This window comes from Nonomuraea wenchangensis (genome assembly GCF_900111685.1).
GTDB classification, from domain to species: Bacteria; Actinomycetota; Actinomycetes; order Streptosporangiales; family Streptosporangiaceae; genus Nonomuraea; species Nonomuraea wenchangensis.
On sequence record NZ_FOHX01000007.1, the window covers coordinates 518,275 to 529,928 of the forward strand.

Below are 11,654 nucleotides of genomic sequence, written 5' to 3' on the forward strand. Positions count from 1 at the left end.
GACGACCTGCGGTCAGCGGCTGCAAAGCTGGTACTAAAGAGTACACGTTCTCTTGAGCGCGCGAGCGGCGCCGGGACGGGCTCCCGGCGCCGCCGCGGGAAGCTCAGCCCCGGTGCCGCGAGAGCACCAGGCTGCCGGCCGCCGCGAAGAACATCCCGACGCCCTGCACGAAGCTGATGTCCGCCTTGGGCAGCTGCTCCACCGCCTCGCCGCGGAGCTGCCGCACGGCCTCCTGGATGGCGAACATGCCGTACATGCCGGTGTGGGTGTAGGACAGGCCGCCGCCGTTGGTGTTCATCGGCAGCGAGCCGCCCTTCAGCGTGTTGCCCTCCGCGACGAAGTCGCCCGACTCGCCGCGCCCGACGAAGCCGAGGTCCTCCAGCATGTAGAGCGGCACGTGGGCGAAGGCGTCGTAGGCCATGAGGTGGTCCACGTCGGCGCGCGAGATGCCGGCGGTGCGGAACGCCTCCTCCCCGGCCTTGCGGAAGGCCGCGAACGAGCCGGGGTCGGCCATCTGCGACACGAGGGGGCCCTCGGCGGCCTCGCCCGAGCCGAGCAGGTAAACCGCGCGGTCGCCGCCCGGCAGGTCCCTGGCGCGCTCGGCGGTGGTGAGCACGAGCGCGCCGCCGCCGTCGGTCACCACGCAGCACATGTCCCTGGTGAACGGGTAGGCGATGGGCGGCCCGGCCAGCACCTCCTCGACCGTGGTGGGCTTGCGCCGGAAGGCGCGCGGGTTGTTCAGCGCCCACGTCCGCTGCGCCACGACGACGTGCGCCAGGTGCTCGCGGGTCATGCCGCGCTCGTGCAGGAAGCGCAGCGCGGGCAGGGTGAAGGTCGAGTAGGGCGTCTGGGCGCCGTAGACGGCCTCGAACTGCCCCGTCGCCGAGGCCGGGTTGGGAGCCCAGGGCGCCACGCCGACCCGGGAGCGGCCGGACTCGCCGTGGGTGACGAGCACGACGTCGGCGGCGCCGGCCGCGATGGCGGCGGCGGCGTGGCGGACGTGCAGCATGAAGCTGCAGCCGCCGACCATGGTGCCGTCGAGCCAGCGGGGCTCGATGCCGAGGTGGTGGGAGACCTCCAGCGCCAGCGGGCCCGCGGTGGCCACGCCGTCGATGTCCTTGGCGGTGAGGCCGGCGTCGGCGAGGGCGTTGCGTGCCGCCTCCGCGTGCAGGCCGAGCACGGACAGGTCGGGGCGGACGCCGACGTCGGTGGTCTCCGCCGCGCCGACGATGGCGATGTCGCCGTGGTGCATCGAGGTCATCGGGCCACCTCCCCGGCGGGGGCGAACACGGGGAGGGTGTGCTCGCCCCGCTCGACGAAACAGACCTGCAACGGCATGTCCAGCTCCAGATGCTCGGGCTCGGGCGGCACCCCGACGATGTTGGTCATGAGACGCGGCCCCTCGGCCAGCTCCACCAGCGCCACGACGACCGGCGTGGCGGGGTCGAAGGGCGGCAGGGGGCGGTAGTTGATGACGTACGACAGCAGCCGGGCCGCGCCGCTGACGGTCGTCCACTCCACGTCCGCCGAACCGCAGACGGGGCAGAACGGGCGCGGGTAGAAGTAGTGCCGCTCGCAGGACGCGCAGCGCTGGACGCGCAGCTCGCCGTTCGCGGCGCCCTCCCAGAAGGGAAGTGTCTCGGGGATGGGCACGGGTGCCGGGCCTGGCATGGCGGTTCCTTTCACGGAGGGTGTCACAGGTGGTCTCGCGGAGGACGGGGCGGCGAGCGTCTCGCGCATCACCGCCGAGCTGACCACGACGACCGCGAGGATCAGCGTGGTGATGAGGAAGGCGGCCTGGAAGGACAGGGCGTCGGCGACCGCCCCCGCCGCGACCGGGCCGATGATCGCGCCGACGTCGGACGACATGTTGAACCACGCCACGTTCCTGGCGGGGCTGCTGCCGCTGATGTCGGCGAGGAGGGCGGCGGGCGTCGCGGACAGGCCGCCGCCCGCCACCCCGAGCAGCGCCATCGAGGCGAGGAAGACCGCCTCGCCGGCCGGCAGGCAGAGCAGCGCGACGGCGACGCCGCCGAGCACCCCGGCGGTGATCATCGCGGGCCGCCTGCCGCGCACGTCGCCCCACCGGCCGAACGCCCGCACGGAGATCACCTGGGTGACGGCGGTGCCGAGCATCGCCACGCCGATGAAGGTGCCGCTGCCGCCCAGCTCCTCCGTGGCGAACACGAGGATGGTCGAGTTGCGCAGGCCGTAGAAGAGCCAGCCGACGGTGAAGCTGGCGATGAGGGCCGCGGCGAAGGCGCGGACGTACGTGCCGCGCGGCAGCGCCCCGGCCGCCGCCGACGGGGAGCCGGCCGCGTGCGGGGACGCGGGGGGCGTCGGGACGCCGTGGGAGAGCTTGAGCTGCGAGATCGCGGCGGCCACGAGCAGGGTGGCCCCGTACAGCAGGAAGGGCAGGCGCGGGTTCACGTCGGCGAGCACGCCGCCGGCCGCCGGCCCGGCGATGGCGCCGAGCATGAAGCCGAGCTGGAACGTGCTGATGCCGCTGCCCCGCGCGTCCGGCGGGGCCGTGCGCAGGACCAGGGACATGGCGGCGATGGTGAAGGCCGAGCTGCCCATCCCGCCGATCGCCCGCAGGGTGATGAGCAGCGTGAAGTCGGGGGCGAAACTGGCGACGATCATCGTCACGCCCTGCAGCCACAGCCCCCAGGCGATCACCCGGCGCTCGCCGAAGCGCTGGACGAACCGGCTGTTGACGACGGCGGTGGCGAGCCGGACCACCGCGAACGCGCTGATCGCCGCCCCCACGACCGCGCTGCCCACGCCGAACTCCGCCGCGAGCAGCGGCAGGGCCGGCGCGATCACGCCGAAGCCGAGTGCGACCACGAACGCGATCAGGGCGGAGATCCGCAGATCGGCGGGCAGCGTCTGGAAGCGCCTCACCGCACAGCCATTTCAGGTCCTCCGGCAGGTGGCGGCCGGGCCGGCGGCCCGGACCCGGGCTAAAGACAACATGTTCTGCTTACTGACAGGGTTGGAGCTGAGCTCTCCGATGTCAAGAGGAAGCAGAGCCTTGCCGGTTCAGTCGTAACGTGTTTCACTTGGCACCTGATCAGCCCGGGCGGCGACGCCCGCGCCAGGTCTTCCGAGCGTTCACGAATCGAGGTTCCATGCCCATCGACGCTTCGCTGGTCGGCCGCAAGAGCGAACCCCTCACGAGATCCTGGACCTCCGACGACGCCCTGCTCTACGCCATCGCGGTCGGCGCCGGCCAGGAGGACCCGCTCTCGGAGCTGCAGTTCACGACCGAGAACACCGCGGGCACGCCGCAGCAGGTCCTCCCGACGTTCTGCAACGTGGCCATGGGCGGGGGGGTGTCCCTGCCCAAGGACCTCGACCTCACCAAGATGCTCCACGCCGAGCAGGCCTTCGAGCTGTTCGACACGATCCCGGTCGCGGGCGAGGTCGAGTCCACGGGCGAGATCGTCGGCGTGTACGACAAGGGCTCCGGCGCCATCATCGCCACCGAGAGCGTCTCGCGCGCCCCCGGCGGCGCCCCGCTGGCGAAGATCCGCACCTCCCTGTTCTTCCGCGGGTACGGCGGCTTCGGCGGCGAGCGCGGCCCCGGCACCGCCTGGGAGCGGCCCACGGGCAAGCCCGACCACGTCGTCACCTACACCACCCGCGCCGACCAGGCGCTCCTCTACCGGCTGACCGGCGACCGCAACCCGCTGCACACCGACCCGTCCTTCAGCGGCCGGGGCGGCTTCCCGCGGCCGATCCTGCACGGCATGTGCACCTACGGCTTCACCGGCCGCGCGCTGCTGCACACGGTCGCCGGCTCGGAGCCCAAGCGGTTCCGGGCCATGTCCGCCCGCTTCACCAAGCCGATACTCCCCGGTCAGACGATCACGGTGTCGATCTGGGCCGACGGCACCGACGTGCGGTTCCAGACCACCGACGAGAGCGGCACCCCGGTCATCGACCACGGCACGGCGGTCATCCTCTGAGCGTGCGCGCCGCGCCATCCTCTGATCGTGCGCGCCGCGCACGGCACCCCCTCCACCCCTCGGTCTGCGGAAGGACACCCCCATGGGATCACTTGACGGCAGAGTCGCCATCGTCACCGGCGCCGGACGCGGCATCGGCGCCTCCATCAGCCGCATGTTCGCCGCGCAGGGCGCGCGGCTCGTGCTCAACGACCTCGGCGCGGGCCCGGACGGCTCCGGCGGCGACACCGGCCCCGCCGAGGCCATCGCCAGGGAGATCAACGACCAAGGCGGCCAGGCCGTCTCCGACGCCGGCGACATCGCCGACACCGCGACCGGGCGGCGCCTGGTGGAGCTGGCGCTGGAGAACTACGGGCAGCTCGACGTGGTGGTCAACGTCGCCGGCATTCTCCGCGACAAGATGATCTTCAACCTGCCGGAGGAGGACTGGGACGCGGTCATCCGCGTGCACCTGCGCGGCCACTTCAGCACCATCAAGCCCGCCGCGGCGTACTGGCGGCAGCAGCGCAACCCCGAGGGCAACTACCGGATCATCAACTTCACGTCCGACTCCGCCCTTCAGGGCTCGCCCGGCCAGCCGAACTACGCCGCCGCGAAGATGGGCATCATCGGCCTGACCGCCTCGCTCGCCAACGGCCTGGCCCGCTACGGCGTGACGGCCAACGCCATCGCCCCCGGCGCGGCCACCCGCCTCACCGCGACCGTGCCCGACGACAAGAAGCTCGGCGAGGACCCCGGCGCCGATGAGCTCATGTCGCCGGACAACATCGCGCCGATCGTCACCTACCTCGCCGGCACCGAGTCCGGCTGGCTGTCGGGCCGTACCCTCGGCGCCTCCGGGTACGACGTCCGGCTGTGGAACAACCCGGAGGTCGTCGAGACGGTCTCATCCGAGGGCCCCTGGGACCTGGCCGACCTCGGGGAGAAGCTGACCAAGTCGTTCCGTCCGAAGGCCGACGGGCTGCACCCGTCGATCTTCATGGCGCAGCTGCCCCGGTAACCGGGCCGCACGGGGGACGCGGGACCCGGGGTCGGCCGGAAGAGCCGGCCGCGGGACCCCGCAACGGGGATCGTCATTCATCGGTCAAGCCGGACAGGGAGAGACGCACGATGTCCTCTACCACTCACCCGACCACGACTCACCCCACCACGGAGCCCGTCGGGTTCTACCAGATCGCCGCGGCCGACCCCGGCCGGCCCTGCATCATCGATCCGGACGGCTCGACGCTCACGTACGGCGAACTGCTGGCGCGGGTCAACCGCGTCTCGCGCGCCCTGCGCACCCACGGTCTCGGCAACGGCGACAGCGTCGCGGTCGCCCTGCACAACGGGCACGAGTACCTGGAGATGATGCTGGCCACGGCGCAGGTCGGGATGTTCTTCGTCCCGGTCAACTGGCGGCTGACCCCCGCCGAGATGCTCTACATCATCAAGGACTCCGGCGCCGGGCTGCTGGTCATGGACGCCGAGCAGGCCGCCACGCTGCCGCCGGAGTCGCTGCCCGAGCACCGGTACGTCGTCGGCGGCGAGGCTCCCGGCTGGCTGCCGTTCCAGGAGCTGGGGGCGGGCGAGCCGGCCGACGCGCCGCCGGAGCGCCGCTTCGGCGCCAGCATGGGCTACACCTCGGGGACCACCGGCAACCCCAAGGGCGTGCGCAGCCTGCTCTACCCGGACGCCGAGCCCGAGCCGGTGCTCGGCGCGCTCTACGGCGGCCTCTGCGCTCGCTACGAGGTCACCATGGACAAGGGCGTGCACCTGGTGTGCTCGCCGATCTACCACGCCGCGCCGAGCGGCCACGCCTTCGCCTTCCTCCAGCTCGGCCACACGGTCGTCATCCAGGGCAAGTTCGACCCCGAGGGCGTGCTGGCCGCCATCGAGAAGCACAAGATCACCACCGTGCACATGGTCCCCACGCACTTCCACCGGATGCTGCGGCTGCCGCAGGAGGTGCGCGAGAAGTACGACCTGTCCAGCCTGGAGGCGGTGATCCACGCGGGCGCGCCGTGCCCGGTGCCGATCAAGCAGCAGATGATCGAGTGGCTGGGCCCGGTCGTGTGGGAGTACCTGGCCTCCACCGAGGGCGGCGTCTCCCTGGTGGGCTCGGAGGAGTGGCTGCGCAAGCCCGGCACGGTCGGCCGGCCCACGCCGAACACCATCGTCAAGATCCTCGACGAGGACGGCAACGAGGTGCCCACCGGCACCGCGGGCGTCATCTACTTCGGCATCCCCGGCGCCGGCCCGACCTTCGAGTACAACAACGACCCGGCGAAGACCGCCGCCAGCCGCCGGGGCGAGCTGTCGACCGTCGGCGACTACGGCTACTTCGACGAGGACGGCTACGTCTTCCTCCTCGACCGGCGTACCGACCTCATCATCTCCGGCGGCGTGAACATCTACCCGGCGGAGATCGAGCAGGCCCTCATCACGCACCCGGCGGTCGCCGACGTCGCGGTCATCGGCGTCCCCGACCCCGACTGGGGGCAGAGCGTGCTCGCCGTCGTCCAGCCGACCGAGGACGCCGTGCCCGGCGACGAGCTCGCCGCCGAGCTGCGCGCCCACTGCGCCGAGCTGCTGGCCTCGTTCAAGATCCCCAGGCGGTACGAGTTCCGCGCCGACTTCCCCCGCACGGAGACCGGCAAGCTGCAGCGCCGCAAGCTCCGCGACCTCTACGCCGGCTGACCCCGGCCGGCGAGAGAACGACAGGAGACGCCGTTGCAGACGAGTGTGCACGCCGCCGCCGCGCCGCCGGCGGACGTGGCCGCCTTCGCCGCCCAGGCCGAGCGGGCCGGCTTCGACACCATCTCCAGCGCGGAGGTGGACCACGACCCCTTCCTCAGACTGGCGCTGGCCGCCCCGGCGACGAGCCGGATCAAACTGGCGACCGGCATCGCGGTCGCCTTCGCCCGGACGCCGATGGCGCTCGCGTACGTGACCAACGACCTGCAGATCCTCTCCGGGGGCCGGTTCGTGCTCGGCCTCGGCACCCAGACCAGGCCGCACATCACCCGCCGCTTCGGCATGGAGTGGAGCAGGCCCGCGGCGCGGATGCGCGAGTACATCACGGCCCTGCGCGCCATCTGGGACGACTGGAACACCGGCAAGGAGGTGCGGCACGAGGGGGAGTTCTACCGGCACACCCTCATGACCGCGACCTTCCGCCCGGAGCCGCACCCGCACGGCAACCCGCCGATCCACCTGGCCGCGGTCGGCCCGCTCATGACCCGGCTGGCCGGCGAGGCGGCCGACGGGCTGATCCCGCACGGATTCAGCACCGAGCGGTACTTCCGCGAGATCACCCTGCCCGCCCTGGAGGAGGGGCTGGCCCGGTCCGGGCGGGACCGTTCCGACATCGTGGTCCACTGTCCCGGGTTCGTGCACGTCCTCGATCCGGCCGAGGACGTCGAGGCGCAGCGGCGGGTGCTGCGCGGCCGGATCGCCTTCTACGGCTCCACCCCGGCCTACCGCGGCGTACTCGCGCTGCACGGCTGGGAGGACCTGCACCAGCGGCTGCACGCGCTGTCGGTGCGGCCCGAGGCCGACCGCTGGGACCGGATGGCCGACCTGATCGACGACGAGGTGCTGGACGCCTTCTGCGTGAGCGGGTCGCTGACGGAGGTGGCGGCGGAGGTGGCGCGCAGGTTCGGCGGCCTGGTCGACCAGGTGGCGCTCCAGCCGCCGCCGGGCGCGTCCGAGGCCGATCTCGGCGCGGCCCTCGCCACGCTGCGCGCGGCGGGCCGGTCCTGATGGGGTCCGGGGACCTCCTGGTGGAGCGTGACGGCTCCGGCGTCGTCACCGTCACGCTCAACCGTCCCGCCAGGAAGAACGCGATGACGAGGGAGGGCTGGATCGAGTTCACCCGCGTGCTCGAGGAGATCGCGGCCCGCGCCGACGACCGTGTCCTGGTGCTCACCGGGGCGGGCGGCGAGTTCTGCTCGGGGGCCGACCTGGGCGCCCAGGGCTCCGGCGACTCGCCGCGCCGGGCGATGCAGATCGTGAACGCGGCGCTGTTCGCCCTGCGGGACCTGCCCCAGCCCACGATCGCCGCCGTGTCGGGGGCGGCGGTCGGGGCCGGCTTCAACATGGCGCTCGCCTGCGACCTCGCGGTCGCCGACGAGACGGCCCGCTTCTCGCAGATCTTCTCCCGGCGCGGCCTGTCGGTGGACTTCGGCGGGACGTGGCTGCTGACCCACATGGTGGGCCTGCACCGGGCGAAGGAGCTGGCCTTCTTCGGCCGGATCCTGTCCGCGCGCGAGGTGCACGACCTCGGGCTGCTCAACAGGGTCGTGCCGGCGGGCACGGCACTGGAGCGGGCAGGGGAGTGGGCGCGCGAGCTGCTGGGCCTCGCGCCGCTGGCGCTGGCGCAGACCAAGGAACTGCTCAACTCGGCGGCCGGTGGCGACTTCCGGGAGAGCGCCCTGCGCGAGGCGGCCGCGCAGAACCTCAACGGCGCCACCGAGGACACCCGGGAGGCGATCAGCGCCTTCCTGGAGAAACGGGAGCCGGTGTTCCGCAACCGCTAACCGGGGCGGGCGTCCAGGTGCTGCTGGATGGCGGCCATCACGGCCTGGGGCGAGGCCGAGCGGCTGAAGGTGGCGACCACCACCTGCTCGCTGTCGCGCGGCTGTTCGAGCTGGCGGAAGGTCGCGATCACGTAGCCGAGCGCGTGGTCGAGCGGGCCGCTCGGGTCGTAGGTCCCGCCGGCCCGCAGCCATCCGCGCAGCACCTGGTTGTGGGCCGCCACGACGGAGGCGGCCATCAGCTCGGCGCGCAGGCCGGCGTCGGGCGAGTCGCCGAGCCAGGCGCCGACGAACTCGCGGAACAGCCGCTGGTAGCGGGCGACGCTGGCGATCTCGCGGTCGCGCAGGGCGGGCACCTCGCGGACCAGCCGGTAGCGGCGCAGCGAGACCTCGGCGTCATCGACGTAGTGGGCGAGCACGATGCGCACGGCGTCGGTGATGGCCACGATCGCGGTGCCCGCCGTGGAGGCGCGCAGCCGGGCGTCGATCCTGGTCAGCAGCGCGTCGTGATCGGGGAAGATCGCGTCGTCCTTGGAACGGTAGTGGCGGAAGAACGTGCTGCGGCTGACGCCTGCGCGCGCGGCGATGTCGTCGACGGTGGTCGCGTCGTAGCCGTTCTCGTCGAACAGCGTCACGGCGGCCTCGGCGAGGCGCTGGCGGATGGGCGGTGTCGGCACCCGGCCATTGTGACGGAAGTTAGGGGTTGTCCCGCACCGCGCGACTGAGTACCGTACATCTGAAACTGAGTCTTATCGGTTCTATCGGGTGGTGGTGGATGGCAGCGCAGGGCACCGCGGGCAGCCTGGCCCGTCTGAAGGAACGCCTGGACGAGGCGGTTCACGTGGGCGAGGCCCGCGCGGCGGCCAAGCAGCACGCCAAGGGCCGGCTGACCGCCCGCGAGCGCATCGAGCGGCTGCTCGACGACGGCTCCTTCGTGGAGCTGGACGCCCTGGCCAAGGGCACGCTCGGCTACGGCGACGGCGTCGTGACCGGCTACGGCACGGTCGACGGCCGCCAGGTGTGCGTGTTCTCCCAGGACTTCACGGTCGCGGGCGGCTCGCTGGGCGAGGTGTACGGGCAGAAGATCTGCAAGGTCATGGACCTCGCGATGCGCAACGGCTGCCCGATCGTCGGCATCAACGAGGGCGCCGGCGCCCGCATCCAGGAGGGCGTCGTCTCGCTCGGACTGTACGGCGAGATCTTCCGCCGCAACATCCGCGCCTCCGGCGTGATCCCGCAGATCTCGCTCATCATGGGCGCCTGCGCGGGCGGCCACGTCTACTCGCCGGCGCTGACCGACTTCACCGTCATGGTGGACGAGCAGTCGCACATGTTCGTCACCGGCCCCGACGTCATCAAGACGGTGACGGGGGAGGACGTCACGTTCGAGGAGCTGGGCGGCGGCCGGGTGCACAACGCCCGCAGCGGCGTGGCCCACTACCTGGCGAGCGACGAGGAGGACGCGCTCGGCTACGTGCGGGCGCTGCTGGCGTACCTGCCGGACAACAACCTGGACGAGCCCGCGCACCCCGCGGTCGAGGCCGACCTCACGCTCACGGCCGACGACCTGGCCCTCGACGCGCTGGTGCCGGACTCGCCCAACCAGCCGTACGACATGCACGAGGTCATCGCCGCCCTGCTGGACGACGGCGAGTTCCTGGAGACGCAGGAGCTGTTCGCGCCGAACATCGTGGTCGGCTTCGGCCGCGTCGAGGGCCGCCCCGTCGGCGTGGTCGCCAACCAGCCGATGAGGCTGGCCGGCACGCTCGACATCGACGCCTCCGAGAAGGCCGCCCGGTTCGTCCGCACCTGCGATGCCTTCGGCATCCCCGTGCTCACGCTGGTGGACGTGCCCGGCTTCCTGCCCGGCACCGGCCAGGAGTGGAACGGCATCATCCGGCGCGGCGCCAAGCTCCTCTACGCCTACGGCGAGGCCACCGTCCCGCTCGTCACCGTGATCACCCGTAAGGCGTACGGCGGCGCGTACGACGTCATGGGCTCCAAGCACCTGGGCGCCGACGTCAACCTGGCCTGGTCGACCGCGCAGATCGCGGTCATGGGCGCCCAGGGCGCGGTCAACGTCCTGCACCGCAGGCGCCTGGCCGCCGCCGACGACCCCGACGCGCTGCGCGCCGAGCTGGTCGCCGAGTACGAGGACACCCTTGCCACCCCCTATCTGGCGGCCGAGCGCGGCTACGTGGACGCGGTCATCCGGCCGAGCGAGACCCGCCGCGAGATCACCCGGGCACTGCGCCTGCTGCGCAACAAACGCGACGCCCTGCCGCCCAAGAAGCACGGGAACATCCCCCTGTGAACGGCCCCGTGAACGCCCCTATGACCGGCCCCGCGAACGGCCCCGTGGACGGCCCCGTGGACGGCCCTGCGACCGGCCCCGCCCTGACGGTGGTCAGGGGCGCGCCCTCGCCGGAGGAGCTGGCCGCGCTCGTCGTGGCCGTACACGCCACCCATGCCACCCATGCCGCCCGGCCGGAGCCCGCCGCCCGGCCCGTGGCCCCCCACCTTTGGCGCGCGCCGCGCCACCCCCTCGCCCGAGGCCCGCGCGGCTGGCGGGAGTCGAGCTGGAACCTGGGAGGACGTCTGTGAGCCTGCGCAAAGTGATGGTCGCCAACCGCGGGGAGATCGCCGTCCGCGTGATCCGCGCCTGCCGGGACGCGGGCCTCGGCTCCGTCGCCGTCTACGCCGACCCCGACCGCGACGCGCTGCACGCGCGGCTGGCCGACGAGGCGTACGCGCTGGGCGGCCGTTCGCCCGCCGAGACCTACCTCGACATCGCCAAGCTGCTCGACGTGGCCGCCCGCAGCGGCGCTGACGCCGTCCACCCCGGCTACGGCTTCCTGTCGGAGAACGCCGCCTTCGCCCAGGCGGTCATCGACGCCGGGCTGACCTGGATCGGCCCGCCGCCCGCCGCCATCGCCGCGCTCGGCGACAAGGTGCAGGCCAGGCACATCGCCCAGAAGGTCGGCGCGCCGCTGGTCGCCGGCACCAAGGACCCGGTGTCCGGGGCGGACGAGGTCGTCGCCTTCGCGAAGGAGCACGGCCTGCCGATCGCGATCAAGGCCGCCTACGGCGGCGGCGGACGCGGACTGAAGGTCGCCCGCGCCCAGCAGGAGATCCCCGAGCTGTACGAGTCCGCGGTCCGCGAGGC

The 11,654-nt window shown here is 72.6% G+C and carries 11 protein-coding genes; 8 read left to right on the top strand and 3 right to left on the bottom strand.

Annotated elements, in window-relative coordinates; genetic code table 11:
- Positions 1-103: 103 nt before the first annotated feature.
- Together BMW85_RS24075 and BMW85_RS24080 are read right to left on the bottom strand one after the other, a co-directional pair.
- Positions 104-1,261, bottom strand: coding sequence for a thiolase C-terminal domain-containing protein (locus tag BMW85_RS24075; RefSeq protein ID WP_091085266.1), 1,158 nt, complete (start codon positions 1,259-1,261; stop codon positions 104-106).
- Complete coding sequence (locus BMW85_RS24080; protein WP_091085269.1) at positions 1,258-2,904, bottom strand: MFS transporter; 1,647 nt, start codon at positions 2,902-2,904, stop codon at positions 1,258-1,260. The genes BMW85_RS24075 and BMW85_RS24080 overlap by 4 nt, the downstream gene beginning before the upstream one ends.
- 227 nt (positions 2,905-3,131) lie before the next feature.
- On the opposite strand from BMW85_RS24080, the gene BMW85_RS24085 reads away from it, so the two are divergent.
- The 5 genes from BMW85_RS24085 (at position 3,132) to BMW85_RS24105 (ending at position 8,491) form a co-directional block, all read left to right on the top strand.
- The gene (locus BMW85_RS24085; protein WP_091085270.1) at positions 3,132-3,971 is read left to right on the top strand and encodes a MaoC family dehydratase; all 840 of its coding nucleotides are present in this window, start codon (positions 3,132-3,134) and stop codon (positions 3,969-3,971) included.
- A gap of 82 nt (positions 3,972-4,053) precedes the next feature.
- The gene (locus tag BMW85_RS24090) at positions 4,054-4,971 is read left to right on the top strand and encodes an SDR family NAD(P)-dependent oxidoreductase (protein ID WP_091085273.1); all 918 of its coding nucleotides are present in this window, start codon (positions 4,054-4,056) and stop codon (positions 4,969-4,971) included.
- Between the two features lie 110 nt (positions 4,972-5,081).
- Positions 5,082-6,650, top strand: a complete 1,569-nt coding sequence (locus BMW85_RS24095; protein WP_091085276.1) for an AMP-binding protein — start codon at positions 5,082-5,084, stop codon at positions 6,648-6,650.
- 33 nt (positions 6,651-6,683) lie between these two features.
- The gene (locus BMW85_RS24100; protein ID WP_245775027.1) at positions 6,684-7,715 is read left to right on the top strand and encodes a TIGR03617 family F420-dependent LLM class oxidoreductase; all 1,032 of its coding nucleotides are present in this window, start codon (positions 6,684-6,686) and stop codon (positions 7,713-7,715) included.
- Between the two features lie 20 nt (positions 7,716-7,735).
- Positions 7,736-8,491, top strand: a complete 756-nt coding sequence (locus BMW85_RS24105) for an enoyl-CoA hydratase/isomerase family protein (RefSeq protein WP_218155898.1) — start codon at positions 7,736-7,738, stop codon at positions 8,489-8,491.
- Here the strand turns inward: BMW85_RS24105 and BMW85_RS24110 are convergent.
- Positions 8,488-9,165, bottom strand: a complete 678-nt coding sequence (locus BMW85_RS24110) for a TetR/AcrR family transcriptional regulator (protein WP_091085282.1) — start codon at positions 9,163-9,165, stop codon at positions 8,488-8,490. The genes BMW85_RS24105 and BMW85_RS24110 overlap by 4 nt on opposite strands.
- Positions 9,166-9,263: 98 nt before the next feature.
- Between BMW85_RS24110 and BMW85_RS24115 the strand changes: the two genes are divergently transcribed.
- The 3 genes from BMW85_RS24115 to BMW85_RS24125 all read left to right on the top strand — a co-directional run.
- Positions 9,264-10,802: an acyl-CoA carboxylase subunit beta gene (locus tag BMW85_RS24115; RefSeq protein WP_091085285.1), complete on the top strand. Its 1,539-nt coding sequence runs from the start codon at positions 9,264-9,266 to the stop codon at positions 10,800-10,802.
- Positions 10,799-11,092: an acyl-CoA carboxylase subunit epsilon gene (locus BMW85_RS24120; protein WP_218155899.1), complete on the top strand. Its 294-nt coding sequence runs from the start codon at positions 10,799-10,801 to the stop codon at positions 11,090-11,092. The genes BMW85_RS24115 and BMW85_RS24120 overlap by 4 nt, the downstream gene beginning before the upstream one ends.
- 2 nt (positions 11,093-11,094) lie before the next feature.
- Positions 11,095-11,654: biotin carboxylase N-terminal domain-containing protein (locus BMW85_RS24125; RefSeq protein ID WP_281249598.1), on the top strand; the 560-nt coding region annotated here is incomplete at its 3' end.